The sequence below is a fragment of the Janthinobacterium sp. LPB2021202312-11-4 genome (genome assembly GCF_037049705.1).
Classification (GTDB): Bacteria; Pseudomonadota; Gammaproteobacteria; order Pseudomonadales; family Pseudomonadaceae; genus Aquipseudomonas.
In genome coordinates, this window is the sequence record NZ_JBAGKV010000002.1 from 63,559 (window position 1) to 87,890 (window position 24,332).

Here is a 24,332-nt window from a genome sequence, read left to right on the forward strand (position 1 = left end):
ACAAAGGTTACATTCGGTGACTACCGATAAAAACCTCTGAACATTAAATTTTCCAGGCGGGTCTTTCTTTTTCAAAAATACAGCGCATACACTTTAAAAACCTTGCGGCGACCCCGCCAGCGACCATTCGAAGAAGAGGAACAAGCCCCATGGCCCCCACACAAAAAATCGCCATCGTCGGTGCAGGTCTTGGCGGTGCAGCCGCCGCGACGTTGTTGCAACAAGCCGGGTTTCAAGTGGACATCTACGAACAGGCCCCGGAGTTCTCCCGCCTCGGTGCCGGCATCCACATGGGCCCCAACATCATGAAAATCTTCCGGCGCATGGGCATCGAGCAGCAGCTCGACCTGATGGGCTCGCACCCGGATCACTGGTTCAGCCGTGACGGCTTGAGCGGCGATTACCTGTCGCGCATCCCGTTGGGGGATTTCGCTCGCAAGGAATACGGCGCGTCCTACGTCACCGTGCATCGCGGCGACTTGCACGCCTTGCAGATGTCGACCATCAAACCGGGCACCGTGCACTTCAACAAACGCCTGGAAACCCTCGAAGAAACCGACAACCAGGTGCGCCTGACTTTCAGCGACGGCGAAGTCACCTACGCCGACATCGTGATCGGCGCCGACGGGATCAATTCGAAGATTCGTGAGGAGCTGCTGGGCGCGGAAAAACCGCTGTACAGCGGCTGGGTCGCGCACCGGGCACTGATTCGTGGCGACCAACTGGCTAAATACGATTTGAAGTTCGAGGACTGCATCAAGTGGTGGACCGAGGACCGGCACATGATGGTCTACTACACCACCGGCAAGCGCGACGAGTACTACTACGTGACCGGCGTGCCGCACCCGGAGTGGGATTTCCAAGGCGCGTTCGTCGATAGCAGCCGCGAAGAAATGTTTGAGGCGTTTCAGGGTTATCACCCGACCGTGCAGGCCTTGATCGAGTCCACTGAAAGCGTGACCAAATGGCCGCTGCGCAACCGCAACCCGCTGCCGCTGTGGAGCCGTGGTCGCCTGGTGTTGCTCGGCGACGCCTGCCACCCGATGAAACCGCACATGGCCCAGGGCGCCGGCATGGCCATCGAAGACGCGGCGATGCTCACTCGCTGCTTGCAGGAAACCGGCCTGGGCGACTACCGCACCGCGTTTGAACTCTATGAAGCCAACCGCAAGGAACGCGCCTCCCGCGTGCAGTCGGTGTCCAACGCCAACACCTGGCTGCGCACCCAGGAAGATCCGGCCTGGGTCTACGGTTATGACTTGTACGCCCAAGCGCTGAAATCGGGGGTGGCCGCGTGAGTACGTTCATCCATGGCGGCAACGTCCAGGCCAACGGCATTCGCCAGCATTACTTGCGTTACGGCGGCAAAGGCCCGGCGCTGGTGCTGATTCCGGGCATCACCAGCCCGGCGATCACTTGGGGCTTTGTCGCGGAACGCCTCGGCGAGCATTTCGATACTTACGTGCTGGATGTGCGCGGTCGCGGCCTCTCCTCCACCGGCCCGGAACTCGACTACAGCGCGGACGCCTGCGCCGACGATATCGGGGCTTTCGCCGCAGCCATGCAGCTCGACAGTTACCACTTGGTCGGCCACTCCATGGGTGCTCGTTTTGCGGTGCGCAGTGCTGTGAAGCATCCGGCCGGCGTGAAGCGTCTGGTGCTGATCGATCCGCCGGTGTCCGGCCCCGGTCGTCGTGAGTACCCGAGCAAATTGCCGTGGTACGTCGATTCGATCCGCCAGTCGTTGATCGGGATGGACTCGGAAGCGATGCGTGCTTTCTGCGCCACTTGGACCGATGAACAACTGCAACTGCGCGCCGAATGGCTGCATACCTGCTACGAACCGGCGATCGTGCGCGCCTTCAACGATTTCCATGACGTGGATTTCCATCAAGACCTGCCGAAACTTCAACAACCCGCACTGCTGATGATCGCTGGCCGTGGCGGGGTGATTGCCCCCGAGGACGAAGCGGAAATCCTCGATCTGCAACCGAACATTCGCGGCGTCCACGTTGCCAACGCCGGGCACATGATTCCCTGGGATGACCTGGAAGGCTTCTTCAGCGCCTTCGGTGACTTCCTCGGCCCACGCCTGAACTAATCGAATTCGGAGACTTTTATGCTCACGCCTTACCGCATCGGCCAGATTGTGCCGAGTTCCAACACCACCATGGAAACCGAGATCCCGGCGATGCTCACCGCGCGCCAGTTGATCCGCCCGGAGCGCTTCACCTTTCACTCCAGCCGCATGCGCATGAAGCAAGTGCGCAAGGAAGAACTGGCGGCGATGGACGGTGAGTCCGACCGCTGCGCCGTAGAACTGTCCGACGCCAAAGTGGATGTGCTGGGTTATGCCTGCCTGGTGGCAATCATGGCCATGGGCCTGGGTTATCACCGTCAATCCGAGCAGCGGCTGCGCAAGGCCACAGCGGACAACGACGCCAACGCCCCGGTGATCACCAGTGCCGGCGCCTTGATCGAAGGCCTGAAAGTCATGGGCGCCAAACGCATCGCCATCGTCGCGCCGTACATGAAGCCGCTGACGGAATTGGTGGTCGATTACATCCGCGAAGAAGGTTTTGAAGTGGTGGACTGGCGGGCGCTGGAAATCCCCGACAACCTGGCCGTGGCCCGGCACGACCCGGCGAACCTGCCCGGCATCGTCGCGGGCATGAATCTGGAGGGGGTGGATGTGATCGTGCTCTCGGCCTGCGTGCAAATGCAGTCGCTGCCGGTGGTGGCGCAAGTCGAAGCGCAAACCGGCAAACCGGTGCTCACCGCCGCCATTGCCACCACCTACGCCATGCTCAAGGCCCTGGACCTGGAACCGATTGTTCCCGGTGCGGGCGCCCTGCTCTCCGGCGCCTACTGAGAGGTGAGTGACATGAGCGAACAAACCGCCAACGACAACTATCAAGGCGTGTGGGGCCAGCGCATTGGTTTCGGTCAGAAAGCCGCGTTGCTGATGATCGATTTCATGCGCGGCTACACCACCGAAGGCGCGCCGCTGTTCGCCCCCGGTGTGGTCAGCGCCGTGGCTGAAAGCGTCGAGCTGCTGGCCAGCGCCCGGCGTCAAGGCATAGCGGTGGTGCACACCAATATCCGCTACCATCCCGGCCATTTCGCCGACGGCGGCATTTGGGTAAAAAAGGCGCCGGTGATGAAGGACATGGTCGAGGGCAATCCCTTGGCGGCGTTCTGCGTAGAGGTGCTGCCAACGGCGGATGAAGTGGTGATCAGCAAACAGTACGCCAGTGCGTTTTTCGGCAGCAGCCTGGCCTCGATGCTGCACGCCCAAGGGATCGACACGGTGGTGCTGGCCGGTTGTTCCACCAGCGGCTGCATTCGGGCGACCGCCGTGGACGCTGTGCAGCACGGCTTCCGCACCATCGTCGTGCGCGAGTGCGTCGGCGACCGCCACCCGGCGCCGCATGAAGCCAACCTGTTCGACATCGACAGCAAGTACGGCGATGTCGTCAGCAAACAGGAGGCCATCGCCCACTTCGAAAAAATGTAATGCGTGCCACAAGAACCGCGCCATAGAGCGCTGGTCTTGGTAAAAAACTGAGGCGCAACCCTTGTAGGAGCAAGGCTTGCCCGCGATGGCGGCCCCAAGGATGTCATCGCGAGCAAGCTTCGCTCCTACGGTGATCCGTTGCAGGAGCAAGGCTTGCCCGCGATGGCGGTCTCAAGGATGTCATCGCGAGCAAGCTTCGCTCCTACGGTGATCTGTTGCAGGAGCATGGCTTGCCCGCGATGGCGATGTCACTGACGTCATCGCGAGCAAGCTTCGCTCCTACACAGGGTGTGCGACCTCAGTCTTCTGACACTGCCTTTGGACGTCGCTTTTGCAGCGCGCCAGAGCGCTGGAAAAAGCGGCTGTATAAAAACCATAAGTCACCGCCAGGAGACACCCAATGCCCATTGCGAACGCAGCACCTGCGACCACGGTCGCCGACCCGATTCAAGCGCTTTACCACAAGATCACCTGGAAACTGATTCCGTTCCTGTGCTTTTGCTACCTGGCCGCGTACCTCGACCGGATCAACATCGGCTTCGCCAAATTGCAGATGCTTGACCAACTGCACTTCAGCGAAACCGCGTTCGGCCTCGGCGCCGGGCTGTTCTTTGTCGGCTACATCCTGTTTGAAGTACCAAGCAACCTGGTACTGGAAAAAGTCGGCGCGAAGATCTGGATCGCCCGGATCATGATCACCTGGGGCCTGCTCTCGGCCTGCACCATGCTGGTCACCTCCACGACCCAGTTCTACATCCTGCGTTTCCTGCTCGGCGCCGCTGAAGCAGGCTTCCTGCCGGGCGTTTTGTATTACCTGACCACCTGGTTCCCGACCTATCGACGGGGCCGCATCATTGCCCTGTTCATGATCGGTTTGCCGCTGTCCAGCGTGATTGGCGGGCCGCTGTCCGGTTGGGTCATGAGCCATTTCGACAATTTTGGTGGCCTGCACGGCTGGCAATGGCTGTTCCTGATCGAAGCGGTACCCAGCGTGTTGCTTGGCGTGCTGACCTTCTGGGCGCTGCCCAACAGCTACCAACAAGCGAAGTGGCTCAACAACGACGAGAAAACCCTGCTGGAACAGGAACTGCGCGCCGACGAAGCCAGTGCCGGTGACAGCAAGCACAGCTTCCGCGACGGTTTTTTCAACCTGAAAGTCTGGATGCTCGGCGGCATCGATTTCTCGATCCTGCTCAGCGCCTATGCCATGGGGTTCTGGATGCCGACGTTCATTCGTAACGCCGGGATCGTCGACACCTTCCACATCGGCATTCTGACTGCGCTGCCAAGCGTCGCCGCGCTGCTGGGTATGCTGCTGATCGGCGCCAGTTCGGACAAACACCGCGAACGCCGCTGGCACATCATCGTGCCGTTCCTGGTCGGCTCGGCGGCCATGGCCACAGCGCCGTTCTTCGTGCACAACGTGGTGGCGACCGTGGCGCTGTTTGCCATCGCCTCGGCGGCGATCATCGGCGCGGTGCCGGTATTCTTCAGCCTGCCGGCGACCTTCCTCAAAGGCACGGCGGCGGCGACCGGGTTTGCTTTGGCGTGCTCCCTGGCAAACATCGCGGGGCTGGTCAGCAACTCGTTGATGGGCGTGGCGATTGACGTGACCGGCAGCAGTGCCGGAGCGCTGTGGTTCTTTGCCGGCTGCCTGATTCTCAGCAGCTTCCTGGTGATCGCCTTGCCAGCCAAACTGGTAAACCGCTAAAACTGCGCCCCTGCCATGTAACGCACGGTGCCTCTGTAGGAGCTGCCGCAGGCTGCGATCTTTTGATCTTGATCTTGAAAAAAGCAAGATCAAAAGATCGCAGCCTGCGGCAGCTCCTACGGGGAATGTGGCAGTCATCCAATACAAATGATCAGGTGAGTATCCATGCAAGGTTTGATCAAACGCTGTGCCCTGCTCGTCGCCGCCGGCCTGTGCGCCGGTTCTCTGCAAGCGGCGGAAAAAGTCATCTTCGACACCGATTTCAACGTCCTCAACGATGACGGCCAGGCCTTCATCATGCTCGCCCAGCTTCACGCGCAAAAACGCATCGACCTGCTCGGCATGACCCTGGTCAGCGGCAACGCCTGGGTCGACCAGGAACAGGTCGATGCGCTCAAAGCCGTGGAACGCATGGGCGTGGAAAAACAGGTCGGCGTGTATTCCGGCGCGGCGTATCCGCTGCTGCATGACTTCGCTTCCTATGAGCAGGAAAAAGCCTTGTTCGGCGCCGGTTGGCCGGGGGCGTTCAAGGCGCCGCGTCCGACGGCCGCCGCGCAACTGGTCGCGCCGCCGGATGGCTTGGCCACCCACACGAAACTGCGCAAGGAAACCGCTGCCCAGTTCATCGTCGACAGTGTGCGCGCCAATCCCCATGAAGTGACGCTGCTGGCCGTCGGGCCACTGACCAACATTGCGCTGGCGATCCGTTCCGCGCCGGACATCGTGCCGCTGATCAAACGCATCGTGTACATGGGCGGTGCCCTGGAGATACCGGGCAACACCACCCCGGCTGCCGAGTTCAATTGGTGGTTCGATCCCGAGGCGGCGAAGATCGTCCTGCGCTCGCCCATTGAGCACGTGATATTCCCCAACGATGTCTGCGAGAAAGTCACCTTTGATGCCTCGGTGTACAAACGGGTCATCGCGCAACCAGGGCCGATTGCCGATCTGTACAAACACGAATTCGGCCCACTGTTCGACAAGGACCCGGCGTATCACAGTTTCACCTGGGACAGCCTGCCCGCGTTGTTTCTGGTGCAACCGGACATCGTCACCGAGTCCCGGGAGTTGTGGGTCGATGTGGACGCCCAGTTCGGCGCCGATTACGGCCGGGCGCTGGGCTACAAGAAAAGTCCGCCAGTGGGCACGCAAAAAGCCAAAGTGGTGTTCGCCATCGATCAGAAAAAATTCTGGGATGGCTACGTGAACCTGGTGACCTTACCGACACCAATCAAGGGCAACTGACGCCGCCGACAATCATGAACAAGTGACAGCCTGCGGCGAACCCCTCACAGTGAGCGTGGTCGCACAGGTGAGCCGCCAGTGATTGTTCACTGGCGGCTCAGTCCCTTTTTCTGTCGAGAGCCCCTCCATGCGCAGACTTCTTGCCCTGTCCCTTTCCCTGCTGTTGCTCTCCCTGAGCGCCTGCGCGCTGTTCCCCAATCGCGACCCGCTGAACATCAACGTGGTCGGCATCGAGCCGCTGCAAAGCCAGGACCTGGAAGTGCGTTTCGCCGTGAAGATTCGCGTGCAAAACCCCAACGAAACCCCGATCGACTACAACGGCGTGGCGCTGGACCTGGAAGTCAACGGCCGGCCATTGGCGTCCGGCGTCAGCGATCAAACCGGGACCATCCCGCGATTTTCCGAAACCGTGCTGACGGTGCCGGTGAGCGTCTCGGCGTTTTCGGTATTGCGCCAGACCCTGGGCCTGAGCCAGACCCAAACCCTCGACAACCTGCCCTACGTGCTGCGGGGCAAACTGGCCGGCGGGTTGTTCGGCACGATGCGTTTTGTCGATACCGGCAAGCTCAGCTTCCCGGGGTCGAGTGCGGCGACCTGGTAAATTGGCCCGCCGCGTTATCGTTGAGTACAGATTCACAAGGAAGCCAGAACCCATGGACGCCACACCCACGCTCTACACCGAACGCCTGATCCTGCGCCCGCTGGAACTGGCGGACGCCGACGCCATCCAGCAACAATTCCCCCATTGGGACGTGGTGCGCTACCTCAATGCCTTGGTGCCCTGGCCGTATCCGGCCGACGGCGCGCTCAGCTACCTGCGCGATATCGCCCTGCCGGCGATTGCCCGGGGCGAAGAGTGGCACTGGTCGATACGCCTGAAGTCGGCACCGGAGCAACTGATCGGCAATGTCAGCCTGATGGACCAACCGGATAACAACCGCGGATTCTGGCTCGCGCCAGACTGGCAGGGCCGGGGCTTAATGACCGAAGTCAGTGCGGCCGTCACCGAATACTGGTTCCAGACCCTGGGCCGACCGCTGATGCGTGTGCCGAAAGCCGCGCCCAATATTGGCTCGCGCAAACTCTCGGAGCGCGGCGGCATGCGTTTGATCCGCAGCGACGAAGACAACTTCGTCAGCGGACGCTTCCCGCGAGACATCTGGGAAATCACCCGCGAAGAATGGCTGCAACTATCAGGCAAATGACATCCCCGTAGGAGCTGCCGAAGGCTGCGATCTTTTGACTTTGATCTTTAAAAACAAGATCAAAAGATCGCAGCCTTCGGCAGCTCCTACGGGGGGTAGGGGGTTAGGGGGTTAGGGGGTTAGGCGGTGAAGCGCACGCCGGGTTTGGCCCGTTCATCGACGCTCAACTCGAATATATCCGGGCGCGCGTAGTGCCCGACCACGTCGAAGTCGTAACGGGCGCGGATCAATTCGTCGGTGTCGATTTGCGCCGTCAGCAAACCGGGTCCGCCCCGCAGCGGCCCGGCCAGTAAGTCGCCCATCGGCCCGACGATCACGCTGCCGCCGGCAATCAACGGCCGATCCGCCGGCCAGTTGGCGATCTCCACGCCCAAGGCCTCGGGCGAGTCCTGCACCTGGCAGGCACTGACCACAAAGCAGCGACCCTCATGGGCGATGTGACGCATGCTGACCTGCCACATCTCCCGTTCGTCCACCGTCGGCGCGCACCAGACCTCCACACCTTTGGCGTACATCGCAGTGCGCAGCAGCGGCATCATGTTTTCCCAGCACACCACCGCCGCGAGCCTGCCGACCTGGCTGTCGATCACCGGTAAGGTCGAGCCATCGCCCTTGCCCCAGATCAGCCGTTCGGTGCCGGTCGGCATCAGTTTGCGGTGCTTGGCGACCAGTCCGGCCTGCGGATCAAAGTACAGCGCGGTGCAATGCAAGGTGCTGCCTGCGCGTTCGATCACGCCAATCACCAGATTGGCCCCGGTACGCGCAGATAGCCCGGCCAAGGCTTCGGTTTCAGCGCCCGGCACGTCGATGGCGTTGGCGAAATAGCGGGCGAACGCTTCACGGCCCTCCGGCAAGCGGTAACCCAGTTGTGTGCCGAACGCCTCGCCTTTGGGGTAGCCGCCCAGCAGCGCTTCGGGCATCACCACCAGCGCCGCGCCGGATTCGACGATGGCGTTTTCCCAGGAAAGGATCTGTTCCAGGGTGTCGCCCTTGCCACCGGGCAAGGCGCCGATTTGCAGGGCGGCAACGATTGACTTGGGCATCGCGGTAACTCCGTGGGCAATGAGGTGTTGCTCATTCTCGGCCGTCGCCAGATCATGAATAAAGCCCCATTCACTGCTGAATGATATGAACCCAATGAATATCGCCAACATTGACCTCAACCTGCTCAAAGTCTTTGAAGCCCTGCACGAAGAGTCCAGTGCCAGCCGTGCGGCGTTGCGCCTGGGGGTGACGCAATCGGCGGTCAGCGCGGCGTTGCGCCGATTGCGCGAGGTGTACGGCGATCAATTGTTCGTGCGCACCGGCCGAGGCCTGGCACCAACCCTGCGGGCCAATCAATTGAAACCGGTGGTCAGCGACGCCCTGAACAAATGCCGGCAAAGCCTGGCGATGGTTGATCCGTCGGCCCATCACTACGATGGCCGTTCGGTGGCCGTGGGTTTGTCGGATGACTTTGAGATCGCCTACGGGCGCCAGTTGATTGAGGAAATCGCCCGTCGGGCGCCGAAACTGCGGCTGATCTTCCGCCAGACCCACAGCCAGATCGTCGGCCATGCATTGCTGGAGCGCAGCATCGACCTGGCAATCACCGCTGGCGGCTTTGCCGAGCGTTTGCTCAGTCGTCAGGTGCTCGGTGAAGGGGGTTATCTGTGCCTGGTGGACCCGCTCAGCCTGGCCGACGGGCAACAGACCCTCAGCCTCGACGAGTTCGTGGCGCGGGAACACATTCTGGTGTCGTCCGGCGGTTTTATCGGGATCACCGATGAGGGGTTGGCGGCGCTGGGGCTAAGTCGGCGGGTCTGCGCCTCGACCACGCATTTTGCCGCGTTGCCGCACCTGCTCAAGGGCAGCCGGGCAGTGGCGACCATTCCGGCCCACGCCGCGCAAAGCATCGCGGCGCTCAGTGGCTTGGCGCTGCTGCCCTGCCCTTTGGCGTTGCCGCGTTACCCGATCGAACTGGGCTGGCGCACCAGCACGCAGCTTGATCCGGTGGTGCTGAAGGTGCGCGAAGCGATTGTCGCGATTTTTGCGTGAAACCCGTTACTTGGCGGCCATCAGGCGATTCACTTCACTGCGCACCATGTTGGCGAATTCGGGCGGCGACATGGCGTCGAGTTCCGCGCGAACCCATTCGGCCCATTTGCCTTTGCGCTTGGCCCGCTCACCGAACAACCGCGCAGCTTCGCCCTTGGACTTGCCCAGGTTGCTTTGCCAGAGGTCGAACAGACGGGATTTTTCGTCTTCAAGCGCAGCGCGCTCGGCAAGGGGTTTGTCGGCCAGATTGAAGCTCATGGGAAATACCTGCGGCGTAAATAGGCGACATCTTACACTGTAGGAGGAAATCGCCGACCCTGGATTTTTCCGAAGGATTGAGCCTGCACGCAAAATAGCTGCAACTTTTTCAATCCCTCAAGACTCCATTGTTCACTGTACATTTATCAGCAAGGAGTTACTCAATGGCCCGCAAAACCGCCGTACAAGCCGCCGCAGACCAAATCAAGGATCAGGCATTCAGTGAACTTCAGGCGCTGATCGAAGAATCGGACAAACTGCTGAAAAGCAGCGCCTCGCTGGTCGGTGAAGAAGCCGACAGCCTGCGTGGGCAAGTCGCCCAGAAACTGCAACAGGCGCTGGAATCAGTCACCAGCGTGCGTGACCGGACCAAGCCTGCGGTGGACGCCACCGAAAACTACATCGGCGGTCATCCATGGCAAACCGTGGCCATTTCCGCCGGTTTCGGCCTGGTGGTCGGGTTGCTGCTCGGTCGTCGCTAACCGCACACCACCCTCCCTGTGGGAGCGGGCTTGCTCGCGAAGGCGGTGTGTCATTCAGCATCAATGTTGAATGACACACCGCCTTCGCGAGCAAGCCCGCTCCCACCGTTAAAAACCAGCTTACAGCCCCGCCAGCTCCCGCAGATTCGCCAGCACGTCAGCCTCCAACGAAATACCTTCAGCGCCAGACCTGGCGCGCTGATGGTGACGCCGATCCCCCGGCAAGCGCTTGAGCCCTACTCCATGCATCTGCCGCACCAGTTCCTGGCTGCGCTCGGCGAAGTTCTGGCCGGCGGCTTTGCTCGGATCGATCACGATCAGCAGTTGCCCGGTCCATGGGGTCTTGGCCCCCGGGTGGTTCGACCAATCGAATTCGAACGAGAAATTGCCACCGGTCAACGCCGCCGCCAGCAGCTCCACCATCATCGACAGCGCCGACCCTTTGTGCCCGCCGAAGGGCAGCAAAGCGCCGCCTTCAAGGATCGCTTTGGGGTCCTGGGTCGGCTGACCGAGGCTGTCCACGCCCATGCCGGCCGGCAAGCGCTCGCCCTTGCGCGCGGCGATCTGCACATCGCCATGGGCAATGGCGCTGGTGGCCAGGTCGAAGACAATCGGATCGCCATCCGCCCTCGGCGCGGCAAACGCAATCGGGTTGGTGCCGAACAGCGGACGATCGGCACCGTGGGGCACCACGCAGGTCATGCTGTTGACCACGCTCAGGGCCACCAGGCCTTCATAAGCAAAAGGCTCAACATCCGGCCAGAGCGCGGCGAAGTGATGGGAGTTGCGAATCGCCAACACCGCAATCCCGGCGCTACGGGCTTTTTCCACCAGCAAGGCACGAGCGGCGGCCAGTGCCGGTTGGGCGAACCCATTGCCCGCATCGACCCGGACAAACCCCGAGGCCACGTCTTCCACCACCGGCACGGCCTGACCATTGACCCAGCCGCTTTTCAGCGTCGATACGTAACCCGGAATGCGGAACACGCCGTGGCTGTGGGCGCCGTCGCGCTCGGCGCCGGCACAGTTGAGAGCCAGTGTGTGGGCGACCTCGGCCGAGGTGCCATGGCGTACAAAAACATGCTCGAGCAACTGGACGAGTGAATCGAAATCGATGGTTTGCGCGTTCGAACTGACGGGTGTTGCGGTCATCTGAGGCTCCAGTTTTATTATTGAGTTCGGGCAACAGGCTGAAACGGGGCTGCTCGGCAACCCACAAAAATATCGCCGATTAAGCGCTGTTTTAGAGGCGTCCTGTCAAGCCTCGAAAGAATGTTCGGTTCAAGCAATATGTACCGCACCGAGACTCGATGCCGGCCCTACTGTTTTTCTTCAAGCCAACTGCCTGCGGTCCCGCCCGTAGCAGCACTCCGAGGAAAAACCATGACGGCTACCCCGCTCCCGTATTTTTTTGACGAAGCCTCCCTGGCTTCCAATGCCAAGCAGCCTGGCGAGCGTGAAAAAGCGCTGGGCTTTACGACTGCTGACCTCAAATGGCTGAAGGCGGTTTACCTCCCCACCCAGGCCGCCCGTGGGGCTCATGTCCCCGGAATGCAGGTTGACCGATTGATGCTGACCCCGACCATCGCCCTCGCGGGAGCCTTCGCCATGAGCCGGCCCGACGATGGCGAGGTCACGCTCTACACCCCGTGGAAGGGCTTGATCAAGTTTGCCGACATGGCCGACCTCAAGGCCAAGGTCCTGCAATGGCTGGACGCCGCCGCCGGCAAGCGTGAGTTGCTGCGTTATCTGTCCATCGAGCAGCGCAGGACAGTGCTCGCGGCGGGGACGCTGACCCTGACCACAGAGCCGATCGACGGCGCGGTGCTTCAGGATCAGGAAACGATCATCGTGGCCAATCAACAGCACAACCTCACGGCCATGCTCGGCGAACTGCTGAAGACGCCCTCGCTGCGCACAATGATTGACGACTCGCTGAAAATGACCCTGGCCAGGCACTTCCCGACGCTGGATCAGCGCCACACCCGGCTGGACAGTTTCGGCGCGCCCATCAGCCCCGGCATTGGCAGCGCCGACAATCGACCCAGGCTGTCCTCACTGTCGTTGAGCGAGGCCGTCTTGCATTACTACCTGACCAATCAGTGGCCGGAGGCTGACTTGCGGGTCTTCAAAAACCCCGCGCACGGAACCAGCAGCGATGCCGATCACCAGGCCTGGGAAAGCGCCACCAAGGAGATCGCCCAGAGCTTTACCCCACACCTGCGCAGCCAACTCGAAACCTTCTGGAACAGCCCGATGAACAGCGGGCAGTCGCGGGCGGACTTTTTTGCGCAAAACCTGCAAGACAGCTATTGCGTGGAGCTCCTGCTCAAGCGCCAACAAGGCGTTCTGACCACCGAGGAGTACCTGCAACTGATGAACGTCAACCTGGCCGGCACAGCCGACGCGCCCGCCACGGGTTACACGGTGCGAATCGACAAAGTCCTCGTCATGCCGCCCTTACGTCCGCCCATGGCACTCGCCGCCATACTGATGATTGGCATCTCCGATACAGCGACGTTCCTGTACCGCCAGGCTCGCGGCATAGAGACCAATGGCAACCTGGCAGGCATCAAGAATACGTTGCAGGCCATGACGAACAGCGAGGGCCACGACGATAACCTGCTCAACGTTCTGGCCCATGAAGAACGCGGCCAGTTTATCTTGCTGGAACCCCACGAACGGCTGATCACCGGCGAGGCGATCGCCGGCCCGGTGTTTGCGCAATTGATGGCGGATATTCGCGCCAAGCAGTTGAGCAACCTCGGTTACGCCCTGAGCCGCTACCGTGAAAGCGCAGGGACCCTGGAACCTCACGCGCTACTCGATAACGCGCTGGATGTGCGGGGCTTGATCGATCAGCGCCTGCGCAGCATAGAGGCCAACGGACGCTGGAGTACCCGTGCGGACCAGCGCTGGAGCGCGCAACCGGCCACGGTGCGTGCGGACTCGGCCAAACAACAGTTGGCACTGCTGGCCAGCGTCGATCACGCACTGGAGCAACAACTGGAAAAACACCCGGCCATTGACGCTGCGACCACGACGCTGGTGCAGGCCGAAGACAGCGTGCGCGCCTCGCTGGCGCTGCTCAAACCCAAGTTTGCCCACACGCTGTCGACGGCGTTGCGCAGCGAGCTCAAGCTGCGAACCATCGCGCGGACACTGGGCGCCGTCGAGCAGTCCATTGTGCAGACAGTGCTCGACACGCCCGAGCGGCTCAAACGCGGCGCCTTGAATGGTTTTCTGCCGGACGTGTTTTCCCTGGCACTGAAAACCGCCACTTCGACCGATCTGCTGCACCTGGCCAGTTGTTTTGTCTTGAGCGAGCGCGGCGGCCTGGACCCGCAACATTCTGGCAAAACCATTCTGTGGACCCCGGCCCTCGGTTTTGAAGCGTTCGCCTCGCTGACACCTTTGCTCACGGAACTGGGCAGACGCCTGGCCAGTGACACCGAACGCCTGGCGATCCTGGAAAACCTCGACCGTAGCGAACGACACCCCGGTCAGGCCTTCACCCTGGCGCCACTGCAACTGATTGAAGGGCACTTTCTTGATGAACTGCAAAAACCCCATGTGAAGCTGGCTAAAACGTCGGTCGAACATGCGCTGGCCTCGGCCCTGCCCACGACCGAACGTGCCGACTTGCTCAGCCTGCTGGCACTGGACAAGCCAATGACCGGATTGGCGCGGGCGACGGCAATTGCCCAGTCGCTGATCACCCGGCAAAAGCTCCCGGCATGGCTGAGCAATGCCTCCCTGGAAGATCAGATCCTGCATACCGAACTGCTGGCGCAGTACCTGAATCACGCGCCCGACGACAAGGACTACCTCAGCGGCATTCGCAGCCTGCGGCGCACGGCTCATCAGGCACTCCAGACACAACTCGCCGCCGACACATTCACGGTTGATCCGGATCATGTAGAGATACAGATCAGCACCCGCGCGATGTCAGCCACTCGAACGCAAACCTTGACCGAGTTTGCCCTGATTCACCTGCATGAGCTGGACAACCTCAAGTTCAAACCCGTGTCGCTCACTGCCTCGAAGCTGCCTGCCGGGATGGATGAAAGCTATGTCCGCAGCCTGATACGGGATCTCAAACTCGGTGAACATCAACGCACGGAATTGAACTTGGCGTTCGCCGAGCAGCACGCTGATGCGTCAACCCGTAAAAAGCGCTTCACCGCACAATTGCCTTGGCAACTGCTGCACTACGCCCATTCGGAGAAGCTCCAGGAGCGCTTGAGCGAAACCGGGTTTGATCTGATTCGGCAAGTCATCGACATGCCGGATGCCATCGCCCGTGACGCGGTGGGCGGTAGCAATGCCGTCATCCGTGCGCTTGGGCTGCTGGGCGCCAAAGGTGAGGCGGCCATCAACGTGCCGGGGGTCTATCTGATCGGACCGAAAAAGGACGCCGCCGGGCCGCAGATCCTGCTGGCCCCCTACAGCCCGGAACACGGGATCAAAGAGTACGAAAACGAAAACGCAGTGCTGGCCGAATTGAAAGCCGCCGGCGCCTTGCAGCGCTGGGTGCTGGATGGGCTGGCGGCGGTTGATCAAGTCCGGTGCCGGACCCGCTTGGGCGCCACCCCCAGCCTTGCATCGCACGCCCTCAAAGGCCCGTTGTTCAAACAGCTGTTCAACGATAACGCTCAACTGCTGACCCGACTGCTCGGCTGCCAGGCGGACAGCAGTCGGCAAAGCGAATGGGCGACCCTGAAACGGGTGTTGGGCGAAGACCTTGATCAGGCGTTTACCTTCATGTCCGGCAAACTCGCCTATCCGATCACCGTGTGGCGCAGTTACCGCGACATCAAGACCTCAGCCGAAGATCTGCAGGCGCATAAGTGGGGTCGTGCGCTAAGGGCGTTCATCAGTGGCATGACGCAGTTGGCGATGTTGCGCAGTTCGATGGAACGTCGCGAACCGGCGGCGTCCGCCGACGACACCGCCACTCAATGGCAGCGTATCGACAGCACGGCCCCGGAACGCACACGATTGCAGCGTCACGAAAGTACCGAGGTGGATTTGGGCTCACTGACGCTGGACGCCAGACTGGGGCTCTACACCCAATCGACCAGCAAACAGCACTACGCGCCGATTGAGGGCAAGGTGTACCCGCTCAAGAAGCGTGGCAGTCGCTGGATTGTCCGCAGTCACAATGTGGACGGGCCCTATGTCCGGCAAGACGCGTTGAAAAAATGGGGGTTTGAGGCGCAAACGCAGACGCCTCGCTACAGCCTTCTCAAGCGGTTCAAGACCTGGAACACCTTGAATCATGGAATGAATGTCGAAGCCAGCGGGATGCCGGAAATCCGTCAGCTCTTCCCCGTCAGGGCGCGGCTGATCGATGAGGCGCTCGACCTTTCGACCACCTACGCCTGGAACAGCTTTCGCAATCTTCAATGGTTAAAGACTGTGGTGGCGCAAACGACACCCATTCATCAACTCATCAAGGATTTTCTCGATGTGCCCACGGTGCTGCCAGGGCATATAACGATGATCGAAAAAGTGGTCCAGCCGCTCCTGGGAGGACTGCTGGACCCGACGCTGCGCCAAGCCAAATCCAGCCGTTTTGTCGTCGGCAGAACGAAAGACGATCCGGAAAATATCTTTGCTTTTGCAATCCCTTCGGACCAGCAGAAGAGGCTTTATCTGGCGGAGAAGTTCTTTCTGCCCAAGTTCGATTACTACCTCAACTACCTGACAGACCCGTCTTTTCCCGTCAACGTTCATGCCCGTGCAACAGCGTTGATCCATGAGCTGTCACACCTGCTTTGCAAGACCGAGGACATTGCCTACCTGGACTCGCCCCGGCCGTTTGCCGATTTGATCGAAACCACCAATAGCCGCGCCATAACGCTAAAAGAAACACTGAATCAAATTCAGCGCACGTCGCTGTCGAGGCTATCGCCCCTGAACGAGCTCTTCGCGATTTTCAATACGGACAGCGGGGTTTGGGAGGATCTGGGGGCTACGTCTTTCGAGAACAGTGACCGCGCACACGCCAAAGTACTGGAGTTAAGCGGTCAAACGACCTTGAACGACGCCCGCAAATCCTTCAAGAGCGATCCAATGGTCCGGCTGGCGGTACAACTGGGTAATGCCGACTCGGTGGCCTGGCTGATCAGCCATCTGGGGCGCAAGCTCTACACCAGCACGCCATGAAACAAGGCATCAGGGCACTGTAGCGACAGTGCCCTGAACGGTTTAATCCTTCTGATCGCGCAGTATGTTGCCGGAGGCGCCGTCGATACGGAACTCATAGACCACGCCATCGGCCTTGCGCCCTTCGCCCTTCCAGTAGCCATTGTTATCGGCTTCGATTTCATAGACCTCGACATAACCGGCCTTGGTTTTGGCCGTTTCGATGGCCTTCTCGATCGAGATCCAGCCCGCCCCTGGGCGATCGGCCATGGCGGCGCCGGCACTCAGCAACGTGGCAGCGGCAATGACGGCGGCAAAGGTTTTCTTGATCATTTTTTCACTCCATTTGTGGATACTGCGTGGTGAAGTCCTGTTTTTAGGGCCTTGCGGTGAAAAATAAGTTCCACTTTGATGGGTAATTGCCATGACGGATGTTCTCGTCACGTCGCCCTCAAGGTTAGAATGCAGCAAATCAGGATGAGTCAATGACCGAACACGCCCTCACGGAAGCCGAATACGACGCCATCACCGATGCCGCTGCGCACTGGTGCATGCGTCTGCACGCCACCGACTGCACCGCCGAGGAGCGTGAAGCGTTCGAACAATGGCGCGACGCTGATCCGCTTCATGCCTTCGAGTTCGAAGCCATGCTGGAGATCTGGGACGTCGCCGGCGATCTGCCACGCCCGGAAACGGCCCTCCCGCTGCCGCCCGCCAAATCCTCGTCGTCCTGGCGTACCTTCGGCATTTCGGCGGCGGTCTGCGCCCTGGCACTGCCATTGGCGGCGTACAGCGGCTGGAACCTTGGCTGGTTGCCCAACGGCTATCAGCACTTCGAAGCCGGCAACAATGTTCGCCAAGTCACGCTGGGCGACGGCAGTCAGGTGGAGCTGAACCTGGGCAGTGAACTGACCTTCCTCAACTACAAGGATGAACGCCGGGTCACGCTGAAAAAAGGTGAAGCGTTCTTCAGTGTCAGCCACGACATGACTCACCCGTTCATTGTCCGGGCGGCCGAAGGCAGGATTCGGGTGACGGGCACCAAGTTCAATGTCTGGCTGTATGAAGATCAGGTGCGGGTTAACCTGATTGAAGGCTCGGTGCTGGTGTCCAGCAACGACGCACTCAGCAGTGACGGCTTGCGCCTGGGCCCGGCGATGCAGGCCCGCTTCCAGCACGGCGACTTCATGCCGCAGATCAGTCAGACCTACGCCAACGACAGCTCACTGGCCTGGCGCAGCGGCAAACTGGTGCTCGATGACCTGCCGCTGAGCGATGCCTTGCCGCTGATCAATCGCTACCTGGCCAAGCCGGTGATGGTCGCCGACAAAACCACCGCGTCGATCCGCATCGGCGGCATCTACAACATCAAAGAACTCAATAACCTGGTGGCATCCCTGCCCCGGGTGTTGCCGGTCTACCTGACCCGCAATGAAGACGGCAACCCGGTCCTCAACTCGATTCCGCAGCAAGCCCCAAAAAGCTGAAGGCCGCAACCCTTGAGGGGTGCGGCCTTCCTGTTTGCTGCAATATCAACGGTGCTTACTGCGCCGCTACCTTCCCGGCTTTTTCATCCGACTCGCGAATCGTGCGGACCTGATACTGCGGATCAGCCTCGATCTGCTGCTCGGTGAACGGCAACACACTCAACTGCTTCTTCGAGAAGGCCTGCGTCTGGTCCCGGGAATACTTCGATGCCGGGTCACTGGACAACGAAAACGCCAGCAAACCCTGAGCGTGCGGACCCTTTTCGTCGAAGGTCACGATTTGCAGGTAACTGGTGCCGCTGACCACTTCGAGTTTACCGTCGGTTCGCGGAACACTCTGGATCGCGTTGTAGATCCCCAAGGTGCCCGGCCCGCCATGGATCGGCGTCTGTTGACCACCGCTGCTGACCACCTGAATCTCGCCCCAGCGACTGTCGGCGTTGAGCCCCATTTTGTTGACCTGTTCCACCGACGCCAGCATCGCTTCGCGGATCGCCTTGGCCACTTCCGGCCGATCAATCGCCAGGCCACGAGGCGTGTGCTCAGCGTCTTTTGGATCAAAGGCTACGCGCCAGATATCCGGAGCTTGTTGCAGCGCCTCCATGACACCCTGGAAATGCACCAGGCCCAGGCCGCTGTCCAGATTCGCCCGGCCGTCCCACGCGTTGAGGCTGGCACACACCGGTTTAAGTGCAGCCCCATCGGCGCCCGGATCGGCGCTACAGAACTGCAACAGGTCCGGCATGACTTGCGCCGCCAGATAGACCTGATCATCCATCACCATGCGCTGCAAGTCCGCCGCCACCACCGGCCCGGCCTTGGCCAGCGCGCCGAGGCGATCCAGGGCAAAACGCGAGCGCAGCCCCAATGGCTGACTGTCCTGACTGATCAGGGGCGAGAAACCGCTGAGCGGTTGCGCCGGGTTCGCCAGCCACGCCGAGTCGTTGGAATGCTGCACAAAATCTTTGCGCAGCAGCTGCGGCAGTTTGTCCGCCGCGTAGATGCCTTTTTGCGCCGCATTCGGATCGATGTCCCAGGCGCAGGCGCTGTTGGCGCCATCGAGCACGATCATCTGCAAGCCGATGCGCGGATCGCTGCACTTGGCCAGTTTGTCGGCGTTGACGTTCGGCACCACCGAGAGGTTCATGTACAGCGTTTGTCCCTGATCGTCCGCCGCCAGGGTGTTGACCCACGGGATACCCTGGATCTTGTGCACCGAGGCCTGCAAATCCTTGAGGCTGGTGGCCTGGTTCATTGCGTACCACTGCTGCAAGACGCGGTCATTTTCCAGGTTGGCATCGCGCAGGCTGTAGGCAAATTGGTTGTCCCAATCGAGCTTGCCGGGCCATTGCACAACAGGGCCGAATACCGAGCTGTAGACCACGTGGGAAATCGCTTTGATCTGGCCGTCAGGCTGTTTCACGTTCACCGTCAGGGTCTGCTTGTCCAAGGGCAATGACTTGCCATCGAGCAGGTAGCGGGTCGAATCCTTGGGGTCCAGTTGCAGGCGATACAGGGTGAAATGCTTGGACGAATCGACCGTGTGGGTCCAGGCCAGGTGCTGGTTGAAACCGATGTTGATCATCGGCAGACCGGGCAAGGCTGCGCCCATCACATCCAGCTTGCCGGGAATGGTCAGGTGCATCTGGTAGAAGCGCATCCCGCCCACCCACGGAAAGTGCGGGTTGGCCAGCAACATGCCGCGACCGTTGAACGAGCGCTCGCTGCCAATCGCCACCGCGTTACTGCCTCGGTCGAGGGCAAACCGCTGCTGACGCGCATCCGCAAGCTGGAACGCCTGAGCCCCCGCCACCTGCGCGACGGCGGCTGGCGGCGTGGCGCCGGCCAGGGCTTCGGCAAACTGTCCGACTCCGCCTTCGACCAGCAAGCGCCGCGTGAGCTTCACCAAATCCTGGGTGGCAATCGGGCGCACCCATTCACCTTGGCACTGCGCCGGCAAACCCTGGGCCTGACGCTCGGCCAGCGAACGGTTGTAGCCCGCCACATAACCGTCGATAAGGTCGCGCACTTCAGGGGTTTGCGCCTGCCAGAAACCGGCCACCGCTTGCGGGGTATTGAGCCAGTTGAAAAACAAATCGCTGGCCAGGTTAGAGCGTTCTTCGAGGGTGAACTGATCCGGGCCGAAGTAGCGTGAACGCTCGCCGTTGACGGTCACGATCTCGTTGGCCATCAGGCACAGGTTGTCCTGAGCGTAGGCATAGCCGATGCCGTAGCCGAGCCCGCGTTCGTTTTCGGCGCGAATGTGCGGCACGCCAAAACTGGTGCGGCGAATATCGACGCCCGAGGTTTGCGGCTGACTGCGGGCGCTTGCCGCAAGACTCAGCGCGACCAGCGCCGCTGCAAGGCTTAACCGGGTTAACTGCCTGTAAATAATCACGCTCGCTCCTGATCCAGGAAAAACTGAAACCAGGATGGGCCTGCGACTTGATGACGGTACAGCGGCATCGGACCCAGCCTGGGAAAAATCACAGCCCGCGTCTACACGGAATGTGCCTGGCCTTAGGAACGAAATGAACCACAGGATATTTAGCCCGAATCCCCTTTTCTGGCGGTCGCTCACGTATCGCTCACACCTTCGCGACAAATTTTCTACATCCGGGGCTTCATTATTTGTGTTGCTCGTTCGTCTTAATGATTGAGAGCACCATCACTTTTTCCTGATCAGGCTCTGAAAAGGAGTTTTTGCATGTACAACTCGCGACTGCCAACGGACGGTAGCCATGCGTCAATGGGTGTTTCCATGAGCCCTGGCGCCGGAATGTTCGAACAAAGGGCCGAGCGCCACGGAAACGAACGAATCAGATTGCTGCTCAAGAGCTTTGGCCTGAGAACCAGCCTGATTCGCCTGAAAGTCATCGACGCCTTGCTGAACGCCGCCGAAAGCGAGCGCAATCTGGGCGTGCGCGGCGTTCACGCCTATTTGCTGGACCTGGATATCCCACTGTCCTTTTTAAGTGTGCGGGAAGTGTTGAAGCGCTTGTGCAGCGAGGGGGTGATCACCTTCAACGCGGACAAGAGCTACAGCCTGCATCCGCAGGCTATCGCCATTCTCTACAGCGATCCGGAGTCGAGCGCGTCGCTCAAGGCTTGACCTTGCGACGCATCACGCCGTTGACCACCACCACGACCACCGCCACGCCGATGGCGATGTACTGGAACAGCTTCTCACTGATGACCCCTGTGTTTTGCAGATACGACAGGCCAAACATGATGGCCAGCACGACCAGGGAAATCAGAATCGAGTATTTCAAACGTTGCGACTGGGTCATTGCGGGTTCCTGAACCTTGAAATGTATCCGGTTTGTATCCGTTTGCATGCCAAGCCCCTACCTTCGGACGGGGATGAACGGCAGCAAACGAAGTCTCATGTTACAGCCGATGAAGAGATTTGGCTTCAATGCGGCTTCAACCATGAGGATTTTGAAATGCTCCGTCGAATCACACTGCTGATTCCCCTGATCGCTCTTTTGTCCCTGAGCGGCTGTATCATTTTCCCCCACGGAGGCTGGCACGGTGACCACCATTATGATCGTGGAGGACCGGGTTATTACCAACACCGGTAATCCATATCCTGAATAACGCGTCAGACAAATAGTCTTTTTTAATGAGCCTGAAGAAATGCCCGCCCTGTTGCGGGCATTTTTCTTACAACCGATTTTTCCCACTCATGTAAGTTTGGATCCATAACATCCGTTGCCCATTACGCAACCCGACAACTTGCAACACATGGCAACCCATTGAAATCCCAAGCATCAAACGCTCGCTAGAGCCCTGCGTACTCCGTGACTACTCTTGATTGCCCGTTATAGGAGCTCATCCTTAAACGTTAAATATCAATAAGGAAGTCATGCGCACCTCATCAACAAACATCCGTTCTTTTCAACTATCAGGTTTTTGCCTGGCCATCGCTGTATTCGAACTCCTGACGTATATGGCGAGCGATTTGATCATGCCCGCCATGTTGACCGTGACCGAACAATTACAGGCCAGCCCGGAGCACGTGCCTTATGCATTCACGCTGTATCTGACTGGGGGTGTTCTGCTGCAATGGCTGGTTGGCCCGTTGTCGGATCAATACGGACGGCGCCCGCTGCTGCTCCTGGGGGCTGCGCTGTTTGCCACCGCGTGCGGCGCGGCGTATTGGGTGCAGGGCATCGGGGCGTTCAACAGCTTGCGACTGATTCAAGGCATGGGACTGGGCTTTGTCATTGCGGTCAGTTATCCCGCCTTGCAAGAGCTATTCGAGGAGGCCGACGCCGTGCGGATCATGGCGTGGCTCGGGAACATCGCCCTGCTTTCGCCGCTGTTGGGCCCGTTGCTCGGCAGCTTGCTGCTGCAATGGCTCTCGTGGCGAGAGCTGTTTCTGGCATTGGGCATTGCGGCGCTGGCGGTCTGGCTGGGGTTGTATGCGTTCATGCCACGCAACCCGCGCAGCCGAGAAAACGTCGAGCCCTTCGACTTACACGACACCGTGCGCCGTTATGGCAGGTTGTTGCGCAACCGGTCGTTTGTGTTGTCGTCCATCGCCCTGGGCCTGATGAGCTTGCCCCTGATTGCCTGGATCAGCCTGTCACCGCTCTTATTGATCCAGGGTCAGGACCTGTCGCCGTTGCAGTACGGGCTCTGGCAGATTCCAGTCTTCGGCGCGGTCATCCTCGGCAATCTGCTGCTTGACCGACTGATTGGCACAACCGCCCTGCCGCAGCTCATCCGCTACGCACTCTGGCCTTTTTGCGCCGGGCTTGTCGCACTGCTGAGTGCCGGTTTCTACGGCACCTCGACCGGGTTGCTGGTGGCGTGCCTGGCGATCTACGCCGTCGGCCTGGGCATGAGCAACGCTGCGCTGTATCGGCTGGCGCTGTTTTCCAGCGAAGACAGCAAAGGGCTGGTGTCGGCCATGATCGGCATGATTTCGATCTCGATCATGGGCGGCGCCGGGTCGCTGATTGCAGCGCTCGGGGCCGGGGACAGCCTTGAGTCGTTCGCCTGCATTGCCGGTATCGCCGGGCTCGCCTGCCTCGTGCCATTGCAACACTTCCTGCGGCATTGCAGCCCCCCCGTCGCCACCTGAACCAAAAAGGACTTTTGATGATGCCCCTTCCCTACACCGACGCCCTGTGTGCGCTGGCGCAGCCCTACGACCTGGATAAAGTTCCACCAGGACTGTTTGATCGTGCCATGGCTGAAATCAGCCTGTTTCACTGCCACCACACCCCCGGCTATGAGCGCTGGCTGAACACCCATGGCCTTGATCCACGGGCTCTGGAGCAACTGGACGACTGGTCACGACTGCCAGCGATTTTCGCCAATTTCTTCAAGCAACAATTGCTGTTGAGCCGCACGGGTGAAGACGCCCTGGAATTGACCTCGTCCGGCACCAGCGGCCAGAAAAGTCGCATGCGCTATGACGCGCGCAGCATCGCCGCCGCCCAAGGCATGGTGACGAAAATTTTTCAGCACTATGGCTGGGACACCCCGGACACCCCGTGCAACTACCTGTTGCTGAGCTACGAACCCGAGGTCGACAACCGCCTGGGCACGTCCTACACCGACCAATTCCTGTGCCGTTATGCGCCGATCAATCAAGTCGTCTACGCCTTGCGTCGCACCGGCAATGGTTACGAATTCGATCTGTTCGGCGTGATCCGCGCCTTGCAGGCGTTCGCCGAAGAGCAACTGCCAGTGCGCATTTTTGGCTTTCCGGCGTTTCTCTGGCAGGTGCTGCAACGCATGGAAGCGACCCAGTTACCGCCGCTCGAACTACCTGCCGAGTCCCTGGTTTTTCTGGGGGGCGGCTGGAAAAACCACGTCGCCCAGGAGATTCCGAGGGCGCAACTGTATGAACGGATCGAACGGCAATTGGGCATCGCGCCTGACCGCTGCCGCGACGGCTATGGCGCCGTAGAGCACGCGGTGCCCTATATCGAATGCGCCCATCATCATTTTCATGTACCGGTTTACTCGAAGGTTTTCGTGCGTAATCCCTCTGACTTCAGCGTCCAGCCTTACGGCCAACGCGGCCTGCTGGCCCTCGTATCCCCCTACATTTCGTCGAGCCCGGCCCATGCCGTGGTCATGAGTGACCTGGCCAGCGTGCACCCCGGCGCCTCATGCGGTTGTGGCCTGCCCACCGACTGGTTCGAGCTGCACGGACGCGCCGGCACCCACCCCGGCCGAAGCTGCGCCATGGCGGCGGCCGAACTGATCGGGAGGGTTTGA

21 protein-coding genes are annotated in these 24,332 nt (G+C 60.4%); 15 read left to right on the forward strand and 6 right to left on the reverse strand.

The features are described from left to right. Window positions 1-149: 149 nt before the first annotated feature. The 8 genes from V5E99_RS02415 (at window position 150) to V5E99_RS02450 (ending at window position 7,678) form a co-directional block, all read left to right on the forward strand. Window positions 150-1,298, forward strand: a complete 1,149-nt coding sequence (locus V5E99_RS02415; protein WP_499800639.1) for an FAD-dependent monooxygenase — start codon at window positions 150-152, stop codon at window positions 1,296-1,298. Next, on the forward strand, window positions 1,295-2,101 hold the full coding sequence (locus V5E99_RS02420) for an alpha/beta fold hydrolase (RefSeq protein WP_499800641.1): 807 nt from the start codon (window positions 1,295-1,297) through the stop codon (window positions 2,099-2,101). The genes V5E99_RS02415 and V5E99_RS02420 overlap by 4 nt, the downstream gene beginning before the upstream one ends. Window positions 2,102-2,119: 18 nt before the next feature. Further along, window positions 2,120-2,872, forward strand: a complete 753-nt coding sequence (locus tag V5E99_RS02425) for a maleate cis-trans isomerase family protein (RefSeq protein ID WP_499800643.1) — start codon at window positions 2,120-2,122, stop codon at window positions 2,870-2,872. A gap of 12 nt (window positions 2,873-2,884) precedes the next feature. Beyond that, window positions 2,885-3,517, forward strand: coding sequence for an N-carbamoylsarcosine amidohydrolase (locus V5E99_RS02430; RefSeq protein WP_499800644.1), 633 nt, complete (start codon window positions 2,885-2,887; stop codon window positions 3,515-3,517). A gap of 400 nt (window positions 3,518-3,917) precedes the next feature. Next, entirely contained in the window at window positions 3,918-5,228 is a 1,311-nt protein-coding gene (locus tag V5E99_RS02435; RefSeq protein ID WP_499800646.1) for an MFS transporter, read from the forward strand. Window positions 5,229-5,393: 165 nt separating this feature from the next. Then, entirely contained in the window at window positions 5,394-6,473 is a 1,080-nt protein-coding gene (locus V5E99_RS02440; protein ID WP_499800647.1) for a nucleoside hydrolase, read from the forward strand. Between the two features lie 127 nt (window positions 6,474-6,600). Continuing rightward, window positions 6,601-7,074 (forward strand): LEA/WHy family protein, encoded by a 474-nt coding sequence (locus V5E99_RS02445; RefSeq protein WP_499800648.1) that lies wholly within the window; start codon window positions 6,601-6,603, stop codon window positions 7,072-7,074. Window positions 7,075-7,126: 52 nt separating this feature from the next. After that, entirely contained in the window at window positions 7,127-7,678 is a 552-nt protein-coding gene (locus V5E99_RS02450) for a GNAT family N-acetyltransferase (protein ID WP_499800649.1), read from the forward strand. A gap of 119 nt (window positions 7,679-7,797) precedes the next feature. On the opposite strand, the gene V5E99_RS02455 is transcribed toward V5E99_RS02450, so the two are convergent. After that, on the reverse strand, window positions 7,798-8,721 hold the full coding sequence (locus V5E99_RS02455; protein WP_499800651.1) for a carbon-nitrogen hydrolase family protein: 924 nt from the start codon (window positions 8,719-8,721) through the stop codon (window positions 7,798-7,800). A gap of 85 nt (window positions 8,722-8,806) precedes the next feature. Here V5E99_RS02455 and V5E99_RS02460 point away from each other — a divergent pair, with 85 nt between their 5' ends. Next, window positions 8,807-9,715, forward strand: coding sequence for a LysR family transcriptional regulator (locus V5E99_RS02460; protein ID WP_499800653.1), 909 nt, complete (start codon window positions 8,807-8,809; stop codon window positions 9,713-9,715). A 6-nt stretch (window positions 9,716-9,721) separates the two neighbouring features. Here the strand turns inward: V5E99_RS02460 and V5E99_RS02465 are convergent, their stop codons facing one another. Then, the gene (locus V5E99_RS02465) at window positions 9,722-9,973 is read right to left on the reverse strand and encodes a hypothetical protein (RefSeq protein ID WP_010460650.1); all 252 of its coding nucleotides are present in this window, start codon (window positions 9,971-9,973) and stop codon (window positions 9,722-9,724) included. 164 nt (window positions 9,974-10,137) lie between these two features. On the opposite strand from V5E99_RS02465, the gene V5E99_RS02470 reads away from it, so the two are divergent. Next, window positions 10,138-10,455 carry an ElaB/YgaM/YqjD family protein gene (locus V5E99_RS02470; RefSeq protein WP_499800655.1) on the forward strand — a complete coding sequence of 106 codons (318 nt, stop codon included), beginning with the start codon at window positions 10,138-10,140 and terminating at the stop codon, window positions 10,453-10,455. 120 nt (window positions 10,456-10,575) lie between these two features. Here V5E99_RS02470 and V5E99_RS02475 read toward each other — a convergent pair whose 3' ends face one another. Next, on the reverse strand, window positions 10,576-11,607 hold the full coding sequence (locus V5E99_RS02475) for an Ldh family oxidoreductase (RefSeq protein ID WP_499800657.1): 1,032 nt from the start codon (window positions 11,605-11,607) through the stop codon (window positions 10,576-10,578). 231 nt (window positions 11,608-11,838) lie between these two features. Here V5E99_RS02475 and V5E99_RS02480 point away from each other — a divergent pair, with 231 nt between their 5' ends. After that, a complete protein-coding gene (locus V5E99_RS02480; protein WP_499800659.1) occupies window positions 11,839-16,626 on the forward strand; it encodes a hypothetical protein in 4,788 nt (1,595 codons plus the stop codon). A gap of 42 nt (window positions 16,627-16,668) precedes the next feature. Here V5E99_RS02480 and V5E99_RS02485 read toward each other — a convergent pair whose 3' ends face one another. Next, complete coding sequence (locus V5E99_RS02485; RefSeq protein ID WP_499800661.1) at window positions 16,669-16,938, reverse strand: PepSY domain-containing protein; 270 nt, start codon at window positions 16,936-16,938, stop codon at window positions 16,669-16,671. Window positions 16,939-17,090: 152 nt separating this feature from the next. Here V5E99_RS02485 and V5E99_RS02490 point away from each other — a divergent pair, with 152 nt between their 5' ends. Beyond that, a complete protein-coding gene (locus V5E99_RS02490) occupies window positions 17,091-18,092 on the forward strand; it encodes a FecR family protein (RefSeq protein WP_499800662.1) in 1,002 nt (333 codons plus the stop codon). A 55-nt stretch (window positions 18,093-18,147) separates the two neighbouring features. On the opposite strand, the gene pvdQ is transcribed toward V5E99_RS02490, so the two are convergent. After that, on the reverse strand, window positions 18,148-20,490 hold the full coding sequence (gene pvdQ / locus V5E99_RS02495; protein WP_499800664.1) for a bifunctional acylase PvdQ: 2,343 nt from the start codon (window positions 20,488-20,490) through the stop codon (window positions 18,148-18,150). A gap of 309 nt (window positions 20,491-20,799) precedes the next feature. On the opposite strand from pvdQ, the gene V5E99_RS02500 reads away from it, so the two are divergent. After that, window positions 20,800-21,204, forward strand: a complete 405-nt coding sequence (locus V5E99_RS02500; RefSeq protein WP_499800666.1) for a hypothetical protein — start codon at window positions 20,800-20,802, stop codon at window positions 21,202-21,204. Here the strand turns inward: V5E99_RS02500 and V5E99_RS02505 are convergent. Beyond that, a complete protein-coding gene (locus V5E99_RS02505; RefSeq protein WP_150732786.1) occupies window positions 21,194-21,382 on the reverse strand; it encodes a hypothetical protein in 189 nt (62 codons plus the stop codon). The two genes, V5E99_RS02500 and V5E99_RS02505, sit on opposite strands and share 11 nt — an antisense overlap. A gap of 662 nt (window positions 21,383-22,044) precedes the next feature. Here V5E99_RS02505 and V5E99_RS02510 point away from each other — a divergent pair. Then, window positions 22,045-23,184, forward strand: a complete 1,140-nt coding sequence (locus V5E99_RS02510) for an MFS transporter (RefSeq protein WP_499800667.1) — start codon at window positions 22,045-22,047, stop codon at window positions 23,182-23,184. A 20-nt stretch (window positions 23,185-23,204) separates the two neighbouring features. Continuing rightward, window positions 23,205-24,332 (forward strand): LuxE/PaaK family acyltransferase, encoded by a 1,128-nt coding sequence (locus V5E99_RS02515; protein WP_499800668.1) that lies wholly within the window; start codon window positions 23,205-23,207, stop codon window positions 24,330-24,332.

Coding starts and splice junctions, on each gene's coding strand:
- V5E99_RS02480 (WP_499800659.1), top strand. CDS start 11,839: ATGACGGCTACCCCGCTCCCGTATTTTTTTGACGAAGCCTCCCTGGCT.
- V5E99_RS02415 (WP_499800639.1), top strand. CDS start 150: ATGGCCCCCACACAAAAAATCGCCATCGTCGGTGCAGGTCTTGGCGGT.
- V5E99_RS02460 (WP_499800653.1), top strand. CDS start 8,807: ATGAACCCAATGAATATCGCCAACATTGACCTCAACCTGCTCAAAGTC.
- V5E99_RS02515 (WP_499800668.1), top strand. CDS start 23,205: ATGCCCCTTCCCTACACCGACGCCCTGTGTGCGCTGGCGCAGCCCTAC.
- V5E99_RS02490 (WP_499800662.1), top strand. CDS start 17,091: ATGACCGAACACGCCCTCACGGAAGCCGAATACGACGCCATCACCGAT.
- V5E99_RS02465 (WP_010460650.1), bottom strand. CDS start 9,973: ATGAGCTTCAATCTGGCCGACAAACCCCTTGCCGAGCGCGCTGCGCTT.
- V5E99_RS02440 (WP_499800647.1), top strand. CDS start 5,394: ATGCAAGGTTTGATCAAACGCTGTGCCCTGCTCGTCGCCGCCGGCCTG.
- V5E99_RS02455 (WP_499800651.1), bottom strand. CDS start 8,721: ATGCCCAAGTCAATCGTTGCCGCCCTGCAAATCGGCGCCTTGCCCGGT.
- V5E99_RS02435 (WP_499800646.1), top strand. CDS start 3,918: ATGCCCATTGCGAACGCAGCACCTGCGACCACGGTCGCCGACCCGATT.
- V5E99_RS02425 (WP_499800643.1), top strand. CDS start 2,120: ATGCTCACGCCTTACCGCATCGGCCAGATTGTGCCGAGTTCCAACACC.
- V5E99_RS02430 (WP_499800644.1), top strand. CDS start 2,885: ATGAGCGAACAAACCGCCAACGACAACTATCAAGGCGTGTGGGGCCAG.
- V5E99_RS02450 (WP_499800649.1), top strand. CDS start 7,127: ATGGACGCCACACCCACGCTCTACACCGAACGCCTGATCCTGCGCCCG.
- V5E99_RS02485 (WP_499800661.1), bottom strand. CDS start 16,938: ATGATCAAGAAAACCTTTGCCGCCGTCATTGCCGCTGCCACGTTGCTG.
- V5E99_RS02470 (WP_499800655.1), top strand. CDS start 10,138: ATGGCCCGCAAAACCGCCGTACAAGCCGCCGCAGACCAAATCAAGGAT.
- V5E99_RS02510 (WP_499800667.1), top strand. CDS start 22,045: ATGGCGAGCGATTTGATCATGCCCGCCATGTTGACCGTGACCGAACAA.
- V5E99_RS02505 (WP_150732786.1), bottom strand. CDS start 21,382: ATGACCCAGTCGCAACGTTTGAAATACTCGATTCTGATTTCCCTGGTC.
- V5E99_RS02500 (WP_499800666.1), top strand. CDS start 20,800: ATGTACAACTCGCGACTGCCAACGGACGGTAGCCATGCGTCAATGGGT.
- V5E99_RS02475 (WP_499800657.1), bottom strand. CDS start 11,607: ATGACCGCAACACCCGTCAGTTCGAACGCGCAAACCATCGATTTCGAT.
- V5E99_RS02445 (WP_499800648.1), top strand. CDS start 6,601: ATGCGCAGACTTCTTGCCCTGTCCCTTTCCCTGCTGTTGCTCTCCCTG.